Here is a 16623-nt window from a genome sequence, read left to right as displayed (position 1 = left end):
ATCGTGAGTGACCGCGACGGCTTCACCCTGAAACTGTCGGACATCTGGAAGACGTTTCACGTTGGAACGGCCAACGAGCGCCCGGCGCTCTGCGGGGTCAACCTCGCCCTGAGCGAGGGCGACTTCGCGGTCGTCATCGGAAGCAACGGCGCCGGCAAGAGCACGCTTCTCAACGTGGTGTCCGGTGAAATCACGCCGGACCGCGGCAGCGTGACGATCGCGGGGGAGAACGTCTCCCTCGCGCCCGTCCACCGCCGGGCCGGGTGGGTCGCCCGCGTGTTCCAGGACCCGACGCAAGGCACGGCGGCGGGCCTGACGGTCGAGGAGAACCTGGCGGTCGCCTACAAGCGCGGCCAGGCTCGCGGCCTCTCCTACGCTATGACGGCACAGCGCCGCCGGCTGTTCGCCGAAGCCCTCGAACCGCTCGGCCTCGGACTCGAAGAGCGCCTTCAAACCCAGGTCGACCTGCTCTCGGGCGGCCAGCGGCAGGCGCTGTCGCTGGTGATGGCCTGCCTCCGGCACCCGAAGGTGCTGGTCCTGGATGAACATTGCGCCGCGCTCGACCCACGCACCGCCGAGGCGGTCATGACCGCGACGATCCGGGCCGTCGAAAGCTCGCGGATCACCACGCTCATGATCACCCACAACATGCAGCACGCGATCGACTGCGGGAACCGGCTGGTGATGATGCGCGACGGCCGGATCGTCTACGAGGCAGACGGCGCAGAAAAGGCAAACCTGACGGTCGATGCCCTCGTCGAGCGCTTCCATCTGACGGACGACAAGGCGCTCCTGGTATAGCGATGATGGACGTTCTGAACGGTTTCTGGGGGCTTGTCCCCGTTACGCTGGCACAGAGCCTGGTCTACGGCTTCGTCGCCCTGGCGATCATGATCCCCTTCCGGCTGCTGAACTTTCCCGACCTCACGTGCGAAGGAGCGTTTCCGCTCGGCGGCTGCCTGTGCGCCGCCCTGGTCGTCGCCGGCCTGCCACCCGCCCTCGCCTTTGCGCTCGCGGTTGCCGCCGGCTTCCTCGCCGGCTGCGCCACCGCCTTCATCCACCTCAATCTGCGCATCAACACGCTCCTGGCCGGCATCCTGATGATCACCATGCTGTGGAGCCTGAACCTGCGCATCATGGGCAAGTCAAACACGCCTCTGTTCACCCACACCACGTTCTTCGATGGCCTCTTTTCGGACTTCAATCGAAACGTGCTCCTGCAGAACGGCATCTGGATCCCGGTCGTCGCGGCCGTCGTGCTGATACTCGTCTGGTACCTCTATACGGACAGCGGCCTGGCGCTGCGCGCCACGGGAGCGAGCAGAACGATGGCCAGAGCCAACGGTGTGAACACCTGGCTGGTCACCCTCCTGGGCGTCGGAGCAGCCAGCGGCTTCAGCGCATTCGCCGGCGCCGCCGTCGCACAGGTCCAGGGCTATGCGGACGTGGCGATGGGCTTCGGCGTGCTGATCAACGGTCTGGCTGCGCTGATCATTGGTGAGGCCGTCCTCGGCCGCAGAGGCGTGGCAAGACAGGTGGCCGCGCCCTTTGTCGGCTCGATCATCTACTACCAGGTGATCTCGGCCGGGCTGGCTGCCGGGGTCCACCCTTCGGATCTGAAGCTCGTGACCGGCCTGTTCGTGCTCGGCATGCTCGCCCTTTCATTCCGGCGCGGGGGCTCGGGGCCCGAGCCGAAGCTGAATGCCTGAGATCGCTCCCACCGTCATCGGTCTCGATCACCTGATGGTGCTCGTGGACGACCTTGCCGCGGCCACGAGAGAAGCCGGAGAAGCCGGCTTCACGACAACGCCGGTCAGCCTGATGCCGGGTCTCGCCAATCGGCTGGTCTGCTTCGGGGACGTGCAGCCCGGCGCGACGAGCTTCATCGAGTTCCTGCACATCACGGATGCGGGCAGTGCGCCGCCAGCGGTTCTGGAACTGCTGGGGCCGACGGCCGGCCCCGCGGCGATCGTCGTGGCGGTGCGCGACGCGGCATCCTATTGCGCCCATCTTAGACGGATCGGCGTCGGACATTCCGAACCACTGACCGTGCGCCGGCAGTGGGCCGTCGGAGGGTCGGCTTGCCTCGACGTCCATCTCGAAGTCGTTCTGATTGATCCGCTGGATCTTCCCGTTCCCTGCATCGCTGTGCGCCATCACACAGCGGAGCATTATCTCCGGCGCGAGTTCGTGACCCATGAGAATTGCTCTCACGCCATCTCGGCGGTTGTCGTTGCGGCAGAGGATCCGGCAAAGGCCGCCGCCCGATTTGGCCGGCTGGTCGGTGAGAAGGTTCTCAAGACACCGAACGGGCCGGCCGTGAACCTGCCAGGAACGCAGTTCCGATTCCGGAGGGGCGAGCCAGGCATTGCCGGTGCCCTTCTATCCGGCCGGCCAGACGCCGCCTGCTCACAGCCGGCGTCGAGCCCCACCGGCAGACCGCTGGCGGTTCTTTCAGGCCTACCGATCGCGTGGCTGTGATCGAGGGCTAGCCGTTGCCAACATTGCCTGTGACGGACGTCACAGCCTCGAACGCAGGACCTGAGCCCCGGTCCGTCCGATCTCGCGGACACTGTCGTTCACGTCGCGATCAACCGCGTGCGCGAGTGTGCGGGAGCCCGAACCGAGCGCGAGCCAGCTTCTCAGGATCCGGCGCCTCCTTCTGGCGCTTGCTTCCACGCGACCGCGGCAGCGCGACGGTCGAAGGGGCGTTTTTCCCGCAGGACGGTTGCCCCGTTTTTTCGAAGGGCAATCTGCGCTAGATACGCCTTCGATCCATTCTTGCGGGTACGCTCTCCAATCGTGCCCATGGCGCTACAACATCAACGTTCTCGCGGGTGACAATGTCGTGGTTCCCGACCGAAACGGGCGACAAGGGAGAGAACGTGACGCAAACGAGCATCGAAGCCAACACCCAGAATGCCGGTTTTCTGGCAAAAACGGCTAAGGTCGGCGATCACCGCTTCGCCGTCGCGCCGATGATGGATAGGGGCGATTTTTGTTTTCTATCAATTACTTAAAAGGTACGCGTGTGCAGTTTTTGTGCACGCAGGCTCTACTTCTCTTCTCTTTTCTTTCGCGCTCTGCACCATCCGAAGCCAGCCCAGAAGAGTATGGAGCGCGCTGGGACGGCCGCTTCAATTCTCGGACCGTCATCGATGCGCGAGAGCCATCCCAGCCACTCCGATGGAGTGGCTGGCCGAGGCTAGCTAGGCCTATCCCCGAGCCAAGCCCGCCTCTGGCGGGAAGGTGTAGAGACTGGACAGGCGGCGCCTAAGGCCTTCAGGCCATAGCGAAGGGACAGTCCAGACCACGAATGCCAAAAGGCGGCGGCGAAAATCGAAGTGGTATGAAAATCTGCTTCTCTGTGAGAGTACGGGTTCGAGTCTCGTCGTCCGCACCACTTTCCATTCGACTTGTATTTGAGACGATTGCGGGGGCACGCAGCCATCTCAAATTGCTTTTCCAGGCGGCAGCCTAAGGTATTTCAATTGATGCGCTTTCTCACTGACGTGATGGGGTTGTCTAATCGCTGATACGCGGTCAAGGCTTTTGCGATCTCGGATACGTGTTTGCCGGGTGATTCACCTCACCGGAAGAAGACGTATTTCACGAGTGCGGCGATCACCAGCACCAGGACGACCAGACCGACCAGGCCGGTGAGGCCCATGCCCCACCCCATGGCTCCCATCATGTCGTGCATCATCTGAACCTCCTCATTCGGCAGCGGCCTTGAGGTCTGCCGGTTCGGGCTCGTGCTCGGTCTCGGCGCCCGCCGCGCTCCGCGGCAATCGCCAACCCTTGATCAGGCCGTAGACTGCCGGGATCACGGCCAGCGTCAGTATGGTCGAGGACAGCATGCCGCCGATCATCGGCACGGCGATGCGCTGCATCACCTCCGAGCCGGTGCCGGTGCTCCACAGGATCGGGACGAGCCCGGCCGTGATGGCGATGACGGTCATCATTTTCGGCCGCACCCGCTCGACGGCGCCGAGCATGATCGCTTGGTAGAGATCCTCTCGGGTGAAAGACCGTCCTTCCGCCTCCCGTCCGGCCTTCAGTTCCGCCATCGCCTGCTCGAGGTAGATCAGCATGATGACGCCGGTCTCGGCGGCAACGCCGTCGAGCGCGATGAAGCCGACCGCCACGGCGACCGACATGTTGAAGCCGAGCCACCACATCAGCCAGATGCCGCCAACCAGTGCGAAGGGCAGCGACAGCATGACGATGAGCGTCTCGGTGAGCGCCCTGAAGTTGAGATAGAGCAGCAGGAAGATGACCAGCAGCGTCACCGGGATGACGATCTTCAGCCGGGCTTCGGCACGCTGCAGATATTCGAACTGGCCGCTCCACGAAACGTAGGCACCCGGCGGCAGCTTCACCTCGTTCGCCACCGCCGCTTGGGCCTCCGCGACATAGCCGCCGAGATCGCGGTCGGCAATGTCGACGAAGACATAGACCGCCAACTGGCCGTTCTCGGTGCGGATCGAGGTCGCGCCGCGGGTCAGCTCGACCTTGGCGACTTCGCCGAGCGGCACCGTGCCGCCGCCCGGCAGCGGCACCTGGACGTCGCGGGCGATCGATTGCGGGTTGCTGCGGAAGTCGCGAGGGTAGCGGATCGTGACTGCGTAGCGCTCACGACCCTCGACTGTGGTCGTCACCGTCTCGGCCCCGAGCGCGCTTGCGATCCCGCCCTGGACATCGCCAATGGCTAGGCCATAGCGACCTAGCGCGTCACGATCCGGCACGATGTCAAGGTAGTAGCCACCGATCACCCGCTCGGCATAGGCGCTCGATGTTCCCGGCACGGACCGCAGCACCCGCTCGATCTCGCGCGCGATCTGTTCCATCTGGCCGAGATCCGTCCCGAACACCTTGACTCCGACCGGGGTGCGGATGCCGGTCGCCAGCATGTCGATGCGGGCTCGGATCGGCATGGTCCAGGCGTTGGAGACGCCGGGGAATTGCAGCGCCTGATCCATCTCGGCCTTCAGGCTGTCAATGGAGACGCCCGGCCGCCATTCGCTTTTGGGCTTAAGGTTGATGATGGTCTCGAACATCTCGGTCGGCGCCGGGTCGGTCGCGGTGAGTGCGCGCCCGGCCTTGCCGTAGACCGAAGCCACTTCCGGGAAGCTCTTGATGATCCGGTCTTGCACCTGCAGCAACTCAGCGGCCTTGGTGACGGAGATCCCCGGCAAGGTGGTCGGCATGTACATGAGCGTGCCTTCGTCGAGGTTCGGCATGAACTCAGAACCGAGCTGGCGTGCCGGCCAAATCGTGACGCCGAGTACGACGAGCGCGATGATGATGGTGAGCGTCTTCGCCTTCAGCACGCCGCGGATGACCGGGCGATAGAGGAAGATCAGCAGGCGGTTGATCGGGTTCCTGTGCTCCGGAATGATCCGGCCGCGCACGAAGACCACCATGAGCGCCGGCACCAGCGTCACCGACAGCAGCGCTGCGGCGGCCATCGAGAAGGTCTTGGTGAAGGCGAGCGGACCGAACATCCGGCCTTCTTGCGATTCCAGCGTGAAGATCGGCAGGAAAGAGACGGTGATGACGAGCAGGCTGAAGAACAGCGCCGGTCCGACCTGGCTCGCCGCCTCAATCAGGATCTCAACGCGCGGCTTGTCCGGCGGGGCGCGCTCCAGATGCTTGTGGGCGTTCTCGATCATCACGATGGCGGCGTCGATCATGGCCCCGACGGCGATGGCGATTCCTCCCAGGCTCATGATGTTGGAGCCGAGCCCGATCGCCTTCATTGCCGCGAACGCCATCAGGATGCCGACCGGCAGCATCAATATAGCGACGAGGGCGCTGCGCAGATGCAGCAGGAACACCACGCACACCAGCGCGACGATGATGCTCTCCTCGATCAGTGTGCCCTTCAGCGTCTCGATCGCCCGGCCGATCAGTTCCGAACGATCATAGACCGGCACGATCTCGGCGAGCCGCGCCTTGACGTTCTCGATCACGGTCAGTGCGTTGGCACCGAAGCGCTGCAGCACGATGCCACTCGCCACCTCGCCTTCGCCATTGAGCTCGGTGATACCGCGCCGCTCGTCCGGTCCAATCTCGACGCGGGCCACGTCCTTCACCCGCAGCGACACGCCGCGATCGGTCTTCAGCACCACGTTCTCGATGTCGGCGACGTTCCTGATATAGCCGCGCCCGCGCACCATGAACTCAAACTCGGAGAGTTCGACAGTACGACCGCCGACATCGGCATTGCTCGCCTTGACGGCCTCACGCACCCGACCGAGCGGGATGCCGAGCGCCCGCAGCCGGTTCGGATCGACCACGATCGCATATTGCTTCACGAAGCCGCCGACACTGGCGACCTCGGCGACGCCCTCCGCCTTGGACGCGCCGAAGCGGATCACCCAGTCCTGCAGCGAGCGCAGTTCGGCGAGCGTCATTTCCTTGGCGACGACGGCGTACTGGTAGACCCAGCCGACACCGGTGGCGTCAGGCCCGAGGATTGGTGTCACGCCCGCCGGCAATCGCTGCACAGCGGCGTTGAGATATTCGAGCACGCGCGAGCGCGCCCAATAGGGATCGGTGCCGTCCTCGAAGATCACATAGACGAAGGAGACGCCGAAGAAGGAGAAGCCGCGCACCACCTTCGACTTCGGCACCGTCAGCATCGCGGTGGTGAGCGGATAGGTGACCTGGTCCTCGACCACCTGCGGCGCCTGACCGGGATAATCGGTGTAGACGATCACCTGCACGTCCGAGAGGTCGGGGATGGCGTCAAGCGGCAGCGTCTTCAGCGCATAAAGCCCGACGGCGACGGCAAACACCGTACCGACGAAGACCAGCACGAGGTTACGGGCCGACCAGCCGATGAGGCGTGCGATCATGGCCGTGCCTCCGGCGAAGTGAGACCGCGCAATGCCGCCTTCAAATTGCTCTCGGCATCGATCAGGAAATTGGCCGCGACGACGACGCGGTCGCCCTCGACAATCCCCTCGCGGATCTCTGTGAAGCCGTCGCCACGCTGGCCGACCTTCACCTCGCGCGGCTCGAACCGACCTTCGCCGCGGTCGAGGATCACCACTTGCCGTGTGCCGGTGTCGATGACGGCATCGTCCGGCACGGCAACCACAGGCGCGGCATCGCCGGTGCCGATCTCCACCTCGGCATACATGTTGGGCAGCAAGGCGCCGTCCGGGTTCGCGATCTCGATCCGTACCCTTGTGGCCCGCGTGGCTTCGCCGACCTGCGGATAGATCAGCGACACCCGGCCGTTCAAGCTGTGTCCCGGCAGGCTCCGCACCCGGATTGTCACTGGCGCCCCGAGCCGAACGGCGCCGAGGTCGAACTCCGGCACATCCGCCAACACCCAGATGGTCGAGATATCGGCTAGGCGGAAAAGTACGTCGCCTGGCGCCGCCTTCATGCCGTCGACGACGTTGCGTTCGAGCACGACACCATCGCGCGGCGCGCGCCAGATCATCGACAGCGGCACCTTGCGCGTCCGCTCGATCTCGGCGATCGCCTCGGGTGGCAGCCCGAGATTTTCCAGGCGCTGGCGGGCGCCACCGACAGCGCTGTCGCGGCCGCCGCTCTTGAGATCGGAGAGGAACTGGGCTCCGGCGGCGGCAATGTCCGGCGAATAGAGCCTGAGAAGCACTTGGCCTTTGGTCACACGGTCTCCCGTCGTGACACTCGCCACCTCGTTGACGAAGGCGTCGCTCCGGGTTGCAACCACGGAGATGCGCCGCTCGTCGAGCTGGACCATTGCCGGTACACGCACTTGCCTGCCGACGGTACGCCGCGCTGCCAACTCGGATCGCACACCGGACCGTTGCAATTTGCCAAGCGACACCCGCAGGACCGAGCCGCCATCATCCTCGCCTTCGTAGACGGGGATGTAGTCCATCCCCATCGAGTCCTTCTTCGGCGTCGGCGAGGTGTCCGGCAGACCCATCGGGTTGCGGTAGTAGAGAATGCGTCGCGGGCCTGCCTGCCCGGTCGCCTCTGCTGGCGCCGACAGCTTGTTCTCGAAGCTCACATCCTCGCTGGCGCGAACGGCGCGGAAAGCTCTGCCGTCCCCGGCCCGGCGCGGCGTTATCGAATAGACTGGCTTGCCGTCGGGGTCTTGATAATAGATCACCGCTCCCGTGCCGGCCAACTCAGCCGCGGCAAAGGTTGTCTCGACACCGAACCATTTGCGAAGGCCGGCTACCGGGAAATCCCGGACGCCCGCCCAATAGCCTCCGACCCCCGCCACCAGAACGGCGGCGAGGGCGAGGCCCATAAGGGCGATCCGTTTCACGGTATAGCCTTCAGGGCCAGCTTGTTCTCGATCGTGCCGGTCTCCCCCTGGATCTTGGCGCCGAGCGAAAGCCGCCAGCCGCCGGCCATCATCATCTTGGTCTTGAAGCGATAGACGCCCGGCTCGGTCGACGGCAACGCCTCGATCGGTGCGGCCATCGTCTCCATGCCGTCAGGAGCCATGTCGATCCGGGTCGCGAAGATGACGGCGTCCGGAACCGCCTTGCCGGATCGCTTGTCGACGAGCCGGACGGTGACGATGGCGCCGTTGCCCTGCTTGACGTCCGTCTGGACGAGCCGGAACTCGTAGTCCGTGATGTCGGCGCGCGCCGTCGAGAGGGCCGCCACAGAAAGCGCGGCCGCGAGCGCCGCCGCAGCGGCGCGCTTCATAGAAGAGGTCGTCATAGTTTGAAAATCCCAGATTCGTCGGAGCACCGTGCGCATGGCTCGGCGTTGCGCGGCCTATGGCCACGTGCCCTCGGCCGCCCAAGCCTCGCTGGGGCGGCACGAACCGGCGTGGAAACGCCGGCGATGTTCTAGGTTCGAGGAGGTCGAGCTGGCGGCTCTATCGCGAGCGCGGCGCCCGCGACGTCGCTGCCCGGGCGGAGGGCATCGCTCCGATCCCAAAAAATGAAGGCCAGACTCGAAAGCGTCGGTGCCACCGAGAAGCACTTGGCCACGCACAATGCCATTAATGGGCAGGTCTTCTGGCAGTCGGGAACCGCTGGCTTCTCATCCAGACAACACGGCATGTCGCCCGCCATTTCGGGCATGGACATAGTAGAGGCGACCGCCATCGTGGCGCCGTTCACCGGTGCGGTGAACGGTCCGGCAACAAGCCCCACGATCGCAAGGATCGGGAGCAGCCTGCGGAGCCAAGCGGCGACCTTCATGCAGCGCAACATGTCATAGGCGGGGCATTCTGGGAATGCGAGCAGCGGTACGAAGCTGTCACAGGTTCGTGGCAGGTGGGATGCCACTGCTATTCTGCCAGATGAGAGCGTGTGTCGCGGACACGCACGGCCAGCGAAGCGGAGGCATCGCAACGGCCGTCGCCGGATCACATACCGGGTAGGTCACTCACGGAGCTAAGCAGGATCCGCCAGCATCAGTCGCAAACGCAGAGAGGCCGCGCCATACGAGGAGAGTTGGGGACGCGGCCGCTGATGGTATCCGCGGCAGGTTTCCCTGCAGGGCGCTCGCAACGGCAATGCTTCCGGGCACAATCACGGAACTAGCCGGAGAGACGAACCGCCAACAGACGGTGGATTCACATCCCCGGTGAGCCCAAACAGCAGATTGTCGAGTTCTGCCTCAGGGATATTCAGGCGGGCTGCCACGTGTTGTGTCACACCCTCCCGCCAAAGCTGCGTGAGGACACGCTGCCATATTGCCGATCGCTCCGGTGGAAGACCGTCAGGCTCGTTGGTGCCGAACCGCTTGTTTATCTGGATGCACAAGGTCCGGTAATTCCAATCGGAGTGATCGGATTGCCCGCGACAGGTGACGCAGGACCGCGCATTTCGCAGTTGGGGGACCCAACCCTTCACAGGTTCGTGACGCTGTAACGTTTCCCCGCCGGAGATCGAAGTATTACCGAGCGCTTCACTGGCAGCTCTCTGAACGCGCGCTATCGCGCTCGCGCGGCGGATTATCTGTGCCCACAGCCTGGAGAGATCATGACCATCTTCCGCACCTTTCTCGCAGTCTCGACAATTTTGGTGTTGCAGTTGAGCGCCGCGGCTTCCGAACCCCTCAAGGTCGAGGCCATCATGGCGCCGAAGGAAAAGATCCAGCTCGATTTTAACGACGGATCCAAGCACTTCCTTCTGATGGTACGCCGCGAAGGTGAGGCGAAGGGCACCGGCCTCTTGAATGGAACAAAAGTCGTCGAATATGGAATGCACGACATTGTTCCCGGCGTCGGCGGCGACCCGCGCGGCTACCTCGTCATGACGGCGCCCAACGGCGATATCGCATATGTCAAATGGCAGGTGCGCGCTGTGTTCGTCCCGGGGCCTGACGGAAAACCTCAGTTGCTCGACAATGGCTTCTGGGAATTGACCAGCGGCACTGGTGCTTTTTCTGGCGCCACTGGTGCTGGTATCCTGCACATCAAGGCTGTCTCGCCGACCGACCGCAAATTCATCCTGGATGGGGATATCTTTACCAAGAAATGAGCGATCGAACGCGCGTTTGGCGCGTGAAGAAATATCCATGACGATTTCCCGCCGCGCATTGCCCGGGGTCGCACTCGCCCGCTCCTGAGGGCATCCAGCTTACGCGGCCGGCAGGAAGGTGACCTTTTCGCGGGCCGCGTTTGAGGCGGTCGACGACGTTCATCTGAAGCAAATTGCTCAGATGTTTCGCAGCTGAAAATCCTCCAGGAAAAGGACATTTCTCTATGATGGCAAACCGCCTGCTGCTCACCTGCATAGCCATTACGCTCCTTGCGCTGCCCGCGCGCGCTGGCGGCCTGGAACCACGGCCTGGATGGAAGGTCTTCGATACGAAGATGACGTTTCAGGCGCTCTCGGAAATGCTGGAGGCTGCCGTCAAATCGAACAAGATGGGCATCGTCACCACCGCGAGCGCGTCAGATGGCGCTAAGGCCCAGGGCATCACAATTCCGGGCAATCGGGTCGTGGGGGTGTATCGAAACGACTTCGCGCGCCGCATGCTCGCGGCGAGCCTGCCAGCAGGCATCGAGGCACCGATCCGCTTCTATATCGTCGAAAATCCCGACACCACCGCGAGCCTCGCCTACAAGACACCCAGTACGGTCTTCGAACCGTACCTGACAGGCGCTGGGGGAGATCTCAAGGCGCTTGCATCGGAGCTCGACACCATTTTCGCGAAGATCGCGGCGGATACGGTTGCCACCCGGTAACGGGGGTGACGGTTTGAGGATAGCGAGATCTAACGACGCTTCGGCTTCCGGCCTCATTCAAGGAAGCCATCTATAAAAATGGCTCAACGGGTGATCCCCGTGACGACCATGCCGTTGTTTGGCTTTAGCCAGCGTGCATGGTTTGGATTCCTGCGTCGATCGCAAGGTGGCTTGCTGACGGGTCGCCGCTCAAGCATTGCGCCACGGTCAGGACGGCTGCCGGACTGCGACCGAGCATCCCGCAGCGTTGGTTCCTGCTTTGCGATCCGTCGCCAGTACTGGGAGGGCGGCATGCCCCGGTCAGGGCCGGTATGCCGCCCTCCGGTTCACCCGGCCGGATCCTGACGCGCGAGGGCGCGCAGGTCGTCGGCCGTTACGGGCCGCCCGCCGACACCCCAGGCGCCGGGCTCGACATCCTCGATGGTGACCCATGTGACCTGACGCAGGCCCTCGCCCTCCACCGAGAGCACGGCGTCGGTGACCTTGCGGATCATGTCCTGCTTCTGCTGAAGCGTGAGGTAGCCCCCGACGCCCTTGATCTGGACCAGCGGCATGAATTTTCTCCTTCGATTTCTGGAAGTTGATCAGGCGGCTTGCCGCCACACGCGGCCGGCGAACATGGCGTCGAGCGGGGTGTGGAGCAGGTGGTTGGCATAGTTGCTGAGCGTCTTTACCGCGATGGCGAGGATGATCTCGAGCACCTGCCGCTCGCCATAGCCGGCGTCAAGAAACGCCGCCACGTCGGCGTTGGAGGGCAGGCCGCGGGTGCGCAGCATGGTCTCTGTGAAGGTGCTCAGCGCGGCGAGCCTGGCGTCGGGGATCGGGCGCCCGTCGCGGATGGCTTCGGTGACGGCGTGCGGCACCTTGGACATCTGGTCCGCGATGAGGCTGTGCGCCGCCACGCAATAGTCGCAACCATTGGCGCGGCTGATGGTCAGGAACACCACTTCCTGCTCCGCCGGCGTGAAGCCGGACTCCTTCCGGAAGCGCGCATAGCCGTCCAGATAGGTGTCGAGGAGGCCGGGGGCATTCGCCATGCCGGCATACATGTTGGGGATGAAGCCCAATTGTGCCTTCGCCTTTTCCAGCACCTCCCGGGCCTTCGGGTCGGCGTTTTCGAGGGTCTTGAACGGCAGGGTCAGTCGGTATTCGGCACTCATGGCTTTCTCCTTTGGTTGCTCGGGGAACACCCCTCTCTGGAATGATCGTTCCAAACAGGGCAAAAAAATCAGCCGAGGCGCCCGACCGCGTCATCGACGACGGCTTGAAGCAGCATCGGCTCCGGGCGGCTGCGGATCAGAACGACGAGGCCGGCCAGCGACGCCAGAAGGCCCGAGGCGGCCTTGGGGGGGTCCATATGGCGGGCGATGTCGCCGCTCTCCTGTCCCTTCCGGATCATCCGGGCGAAGAACGCCTCAATCTGCGTCTGCGCCTCCGCCACGATGTCGCGCGCCTCCCTGTCGTGAGCTGCCAGTTCCAGCGCCGTATTGGTCAAGAAGCAGCCGCGGTTGCAGCCCTTGGGGGAGGCTTGCTCCGAGAATGCCAGGAAGAGACGGCGGATCGCCTCGCGCGGCGCGAAGCGCGTCTCGAAATCTTCCAGCATTTTCTTGCGCATGGTTTCGTCATACATGCGCAGGGCCGAGAGAAATAGCGTGTGCTTGTCTCCATAGGTGGCGTAAAGACTGCCGCGATTGACGCCCGTGCAATCGACCAGATCCTGCATGGACGTTGCTTCATAGCCGCGCGCCCAGAACGCTTGCATAGCCTTATCGAGGACCTGATCGACATCAAATTGCTTTTCTGCGGGCATGCCATCACCTCTAAAACACACGCTACGCCATTTAGAACGGTCGTTCAAGAAAAATAGCGCAGCCTTTCCGCCGGACACGCGCCAGTCGATCTCAAAGGTTCGCGGCGTGCCGGGGGGTGCCCGCCGCGCCCGCGGCGACGAGGTGATCGAGCGACACGCGGCCGGGGCCATAAGTCATGACCGCCAGCGCCATGGCCGCCCAGGGCAGATGGAAATTCGCCCAGCCGTCGGGAATGGTGAGCTGGATGATCACCGTCATGACGAGGAGGCCAAGCGCGGCGAACCGTGTGCCGAGGCCAAGCACCAGGAGGATGGGCAGGATGATCTCGCCCGCCCCGGACAGGAAGGCCATGAGCTGCGGGGCAGGATAGGCGACCTCCAGCCCGAAGAGATGCAGCCGGAACTCCTCGGTGAACAGATAGACCGCGCTGTCGGACAGCTGCAAGAAGCCATCCCACTTCGTCAGCCCCGATCTGAAGAACGGGACGGCCAGCGCGATGCGCAGGGCCAGTTGGGTGAGCGAGGCGGGAAACCGCGCCAGCAGGCCGTCGGCGCGGGCGATGCATCGCGGCAGGAGAGGAAGCTCGGTTTCACTCATGATCTCATCTCCACAAAAGGGGCATCGAGGACGCCGACCACAGCGCCCAAGGTGAACAAAGCGAGCAAGGTGCCGCCGACGTCGAAATCGGGTGCCTCGCGATATCCGGCCGCGGCGGCTTCGATCACGGACCCTCCGTTGCGGAGGCGGCCGAGAAAGGCGAAGCCTCCGTGAGGCAGGCGATGCATCAGCACCTCCGCGTCCGGGCGGATCACCATCACATCCTCCGGGCGCCAGTCGTCCGGGCCTTCGACGGCGCCGTCCTGCTGATGCGCCATCCAGATGGAGGCGACGGGAAAAGCCGAACGCACGAGCCGCACTGAGGGATGAACAACGAGCCGCAGCCCGGCGAGGCGCTCGGCCGACAAGGGCCCGAGCACCGCGGCATGGAGCGCCACCGCCTCCGCGGCGTGGAAGGCCTGAGAGAATGCCACTTCCAGCCGGGCCACATCGGCAAGGTAAGGGACCGCTGCCGCAGGCTCGAAGCCCTTGATGAAATCGGGGAAATCGTCGCCATAGGCCATCAGGAGCGGCGAGCGGGGCTTGTGGGCGTCTACAAAGACGCGAGCCATGGCGCGGAAGAATTCCGTGCCGACGAGGCGCGCACAGACCGGAAAGCGCGCGCACAGGGCGTCGATCAGCCCGACCATCACGTTGTTGCGATAGACGGCGAAGCGCCGGGCATCCGGCCGCCCGCCAGGCGCCCCCACGCCGGCCGGCACAGGCGCGTCCGGATCGAGGAGGGCCGCGCCGAAGGCCCGCTGCGTCTCACAGAGCGTGGGCGACATGGCGGCCTCCCTGCCCGGCGCGCGCCGGCGCCAGCCGCGCCATTACGGCTTCGGCCCGTTCGGCCTCGGCGCACAGAACCGGCCACAAGGGCACGTCATTGTCCCATTCGATGAGCGTCGGCACGGGGCCGAGACGCGCGATCACATAAGCGTAGAGATCCCACACGGGGGCCGCCACAGGCCTATCGTGAGCATCGATCAGGAGCCGCGCGCCCGCATCGTCCACGGCCTCCGCGGCGCCGGCGAGATGGATCTCACCCACATGCGCCATGGGAAACGCGTCGAGATAGGCGATGGGATCATAGCCATGGTTGGTGGCGGACACCGCCACGTTGGCGACATCGAGGAGCAGGCCGCAGCCGGTGCGCGCCGCGATCTCGGCGAGGAAGTCCACCTCCGGGATCGTGCTCTCAGCGAACACCACATAGGTGGAAGGATTTTCGAGCAGCATGCGCCGGCCGAGGCGCGCCTGGACCTGATCCACATGATCGCAGACGCGGACCAGGGCCTCGTCGGTATAAGGCAACGGCAGGAGATCGTTCAGGAAGCCCGCCTCGTGCGTGGACCAGGCGAGATGCTCGGAAAACAGGCCCGGCTCGAAGCGCTCGATCAGCCGCTGCAGATGGCCAAGATGATCGAGATCCAGCGGCCGATCCGCGCCGATGGACAGGCCGACGCCATGCAGCGAGAGCGGATAGCATTCGCGGATCGCCTGAAGATGGCGCAAGGGCGGCCCGCCGGCGCCCATGTAGTTTTCGGCGTGCACCTCGAAGAAGCCCACGGGCGGCGCCATCGCCAGGATCTCGCGATAATGCTGCGGCTTCAGCCCCACCCCCGCATGCGGGGGCACCTGCGCGCAGACGGGGAAGGACGCAGGGGTGTCGGCGGACATCGTGGTCTCCGTGTTCAGGTGTGGGCGGGAGCGGCGTCCGCCCCCTCCGTGAAGGGGGCGGCAGCGTGTTCGAGCAACTGAGCTCCTCCGCGCGCGTTCAGGGCGCGGATGCTCAGGTCCTGAATGCTCAGGTCTTGGGAACGTCGCGGGTCAGCGCCTCCAGCGAACCCGTGCGATCGCCGGGGACTTTCATGGTCGCGCAGGTGCCCTTGGGCACGAGCTTCCAGGCGTTGCCCTGGTAGTCCACCTTGGAGGTGCCGGCGCAGGTGGTGCCGGGCCCGGCGGCGCAGTCGTTCTGTCCCTTGAGGGCGATGCCGAAGCACTTCTCCTTGGCGACGTCCTGGGCGGCCGCCGGCTGGGCGAGGAGCAGGGCGGCCGTGGCCAATGCGCCGGCAAGGCTCGTCATGGTGGCGATGGTGCGTGAATCAGACATGTCTTTTCTCCCGAGGTTATGCGCAGATGCGGATTGTTGAGGCGCGACGCGTCACTTGGCGTTCAGATCCTTCGCCGGGATGTCCTTGATCTTCGGCCACTCCACGTTCGCCTTGGCGATATTGCCGGGCACGTCCTGGGCCCACTTCTTCGCGACGTCGGCGTTCACGTTCAGATAAAGGCGCCCATCGACGACCTTCCACAGGGTGGGATCGCCCTCGAGCTTCTTGTCGAAGACGGTTCCCATGGCGCAGAAGCCGCCATAGGCCGGCACGTATTTCGCCGGATCCTTCACGAACAGGTCCTTGTGTGCGGCCGAGGCGAAATTGTATCGGCCGCCTTGATACTCGGCGGAGATCTGCTCCGATCCCTTCACCGGCTTGGCGTCCGTGAAATAGGCGACGGGGTCGTAGCCTTGCAGCATCAATCCGGTCTGATCGACATTGAGCTCGACGGTGGCCTTGGTCGGTTCGGCCGCGTGTGATGGGAACGCCCCGCCAAAGACGCCGGACATCGCCGCGATGGCGGCGGCTGCGGTGAGGGAGAGAAACGTCCTGCGACGGGAAGAAATGGTGACCACGGAGGGCTCCTTGTATCCTGTTGTGCCGCTGGAGCATTCGGGCGGCGGCTAAACCACCATGTCCGAAGGAGCGGCACATGGATTAGTCATCTGACCTCCTCGCTGGTTACATCGCTCGCGACACCGTGAACGCTACCGTGTGACAGCGGGCGACGCCGCGCGCACGTGCATTGCGAAATACTTGCGTCTGGAGGGGTTTTTCACGGTGGCGTCTGTAACGGACAACGCGTCCACGTGACTCACCTCATGTCGGGCTTGCGCGGCGGGCTTCATGACGAAGCACGGTGACGGGATCGAGCCGGCCGAACAGAGGGAAGTGAAATGTCTTCAATCAAGACGTCTAGCGCGCTTGC

At 64.4% G+C, this 16623-nt stretch carries 18 protein-coding genes; 7 read left to right on the top strand and 11 right to left on the bottom strand.

Features of this window, described 5'->3' with window-relative positions; translation table 11 throughout:
• The first annotated feature begins 3 nt into the window (after window positions 1-3).
• The 4 genes from ACSSVZ_RS07045 (at window position 4) to ACSSVZ_RS07030 (ending at window position 3020) form a co-directional block, all read left to right on the top strand.
• Window positions 4-801, top strand: a complete 798-nt coding sequence (locus ACSSVZ_RS07045; RefSeq protein ID WP_453969078.1) for an ABC transporter ATP-binding protein — start codon at window positions 4-6, stop codon at window positions 799-801.
• 2 nt (window positions 802-803) lie between these two features.
• Window positions 804-1709: an ABC transporter permease gene (locus ACSSVZ_RS07040; protein ID WP_453969077.1), complete on the top strand. Its 906-nt coding sequence runs from the start codon at window positions 804-806 to the stop codon at window positions 1707-1709.
• Between the two features lie 34 nt (window positions 1710-1743).
• On the top strand, window positions 1744-2481 hold the full coding sequence (locus ACSSVZ_RS07035; RefSeq protein ID WP_453969076.1) for a VOC family protein: 738 nt from the start codon (window positions 1744-1746) through the stop codon (window positions 2479-2481).
• A gap of 404 nt (window positions 2482-2885) precedes the next feature.
• Window positions 2886-3020 carry a hypothetical protein gene (locus ACSSVZ_RS07030; protein WP_453969075.1) on the top strand — a complete coding sequence of 45 codons (135 nt, stop codon included), beginning with the start codon at window positions 2886-2888 and terminating at the stop codon, window positions 3018-3020.
• A 696-nt stretch (window positions 3021-3716) separates the two neighbouring features.
• Here the strand turns inward: ACSSVZ_RS07030 and ACSSVZ_RS07025 are convergent.
• From ACSSVZ_RS07025 to ACSSVZ_RS07015, 3 genes are read right to left on the bottom strand one after another with little or no spacing between them, the layout of a single operon-like run.
• On the bottom strand, window positions 3717-6863 hold the full coding sequence (locus ACSSVZ_RS07025; protein ID WP_453969074.1) for an efflux RND transporter permease subunit: 3147 nt from the start codon (window positions 6861-6863) through the stop codon (window positions 3717-3719).
• A complete protein-coding gene (locus ACSSVZ_RS07020; protein WP_453969073.1) occupies window positions 6860-8281 on the bottom strand; it encodes an efflux RND transporter periplasmic adaptor subunit in 1422 nt (473 codons plus the stop codon). Before ACSSVZ_RS07020 ends, ACSSVZ_RS07025 begins: the two co-directional genes overlap by 4 nt.
• Window positions 8278-8685, bottom strand: coding sequence for a FixH family protein (locus ACSSVZ_RS07015; RefSeq protein WP_453969072.1), 408 nt, complete (start codon window positions 8683-8685; stop codon window positions 8278-8280). The genes ACSSVZ_RS07020 and ACSSVZ_RS07015 overlap by 4 nt, the downstream gene beginning before the upstream one ends.
• 225 nt (window positions 8686-8910) lie before the next feature.
• Between ACSSVZ_RS07015 and ACSSVZ_RS07010 the strand changes: the two genes are divergently transcribed.
• The 3 genes from ACSSVZ_RS07010 (at window position 8911) to ACSSVZ_RS07000 (ending at window position 11170) form a co-directional block, all read left to right on the top strand.
• Window positions 8911-9192 carry a hypothetical protein gene (locus tag ACSSVZ_RS07010; RefSeq protein ID WP_453969071.1) on the top strand — a complete coding sequence of 94 codons (282 nt, stop codon included), beginning with the start codon at window positions 8911-8913 and terminating at the stop codon, window positions 9190-9192.
• 767 nt (window positions 9193-9959) lie between these two features.
• Window positions 9960-10460, top strand: a complete 501-nt coding sequence (locus tag ACSSVZ_RS07005) for a hypothetical protein (RefSeq protein WP_453969070.1) — start codon at window positions 9960-9962, stop codon at window positions 10458-10460.
• A 224-nt stretch (window positions 10461-10684) separates the two neighbouring features.
• Window positions 10685-11170, top strand: a complete 486-nt coding sequence (locus ACSSVZ_RS07000; RefSeq protein WP_453969069.1) for a DUF302 domain-containing protein — start codon at window positions 10685-10687, stop codon at window positions 11168-11170.
• A gap of 326 nt (window positions 11171-11496) precedes the next feature.
• On the opposite strand, the gene ACSSVZ_RS06995 is transcribed toward ACSSVZ_RS07000, so the two are convergent.
• From ACSSVZ_RS06995 to ACSSVZ_RS06960, 8 genes are all read right to left on the bottom strand, one after another.
• Window positions 11497-11724 carry a tautomerase family protein gene (locus tag ACSSVZ_RS06995; RefSeq protein WP_394025808.1) on the bottom strand — a complete coding sequence of 76 codons (228 nt, stop codon included), beginning with the start codon at window positions 11722-11724 and terminating at the stop codon, window positions 11497-11499.
• 30 nt (window positions 11725-11754) lie between these two features.
• Window positions 11755-12330, bottom strand: coding sequence for a carboxymuconolactone decarboxylase family protein (locus tag ACSSVZ_RS06990; protein ID WP_453969068.1), 576 nt, complete (start codon window positions 12328-12330; stop codon window positions 11755-11757).
• 68 nt (window positions 12331-12398) lie between these two features.
• On the bottom strand, window positions 12399-12980 hold the full coding sequence (locus ACSSVZ_RS06985; RefSeq protein WP_453969067.1) for a TetR/AcrR family transcriptional regulator: 582 nt from the start codon (window positions 12978-12980) through the stop codon (window positions 12399-12401).
• A 91-nt stretch (window positions 12981-13071) separates the two neighbouring features.
• Entirely contained in the window at window positions 13072-13578 is a 507-nt protein-coding gene (locus ACSSVZ_RS06980) for a DoxX family protein (protein WP_453969066.1), read from the bottom strand.
• Window positions 13575-14366 (bottom strand): HvfC/BufC N-terminal domain-containing protein, encoded by a 792-nt coding sequence (locus ACSSVZ_RS06975; protein ID WP_453969065.1) that lies wholly within the window; start codon window positions 14364-14366, stop codon window positions 13575-13577. Before ACSSVZ_RS06975 ends, ACSSVZ_RS06980 begins: the two co-directional genes overlap by 4 nt.
• A complete protein-coding gene (bufB, locus tag ACSSVZ_RS06970; protein WP_453969064.1) occupies window positions 14347-15258 on the bottom strand; it encodes an MNIO family bufferin maturase in 912 nt (303 codons plus the stop codon). Before bufB ends, ACSSVZ_RS06975 begins: the two co-directional genes overlap by 20 nt.
• Window positions 15259-15385: 127 nt before the next feature.
• Window positions 15386-15691 carry a BufA1 family periplasmic bufferin-type metallophore gene (locus ACSSVZ_RS06965; RefSeq protein WP_394025815.1) on the bottom strand — a complete coding sequence of 102 codons (306 nt, stop codon included), beginning with the start codon at window positions 15689-15691 and terminating at the stop codon, window positions 15386-15388.
• A 51-nt stretch (window positions 15692-15742) separates the two neighbouring features.
• Entirely contained in the window at window positions 15743-16270 is a 528-nt protein-coding gene (locus tag ACSSVZ_RS06960; protein WP_453969063.1) for a YHS domain-containing (seleno)protein, read from the bottom strand.
• Between the last annotated feature and the right edge of the window lie 353 nt (window positions 16271-16623).

This window comes from Amorphus sp. MBR-141, assembly GCF_053628695.1.
The sequence above is the reverse complement of the archived record's forward strand: the minus strand, read 5'-3'. Positions and strand labels throughout refer to the sequence as shown.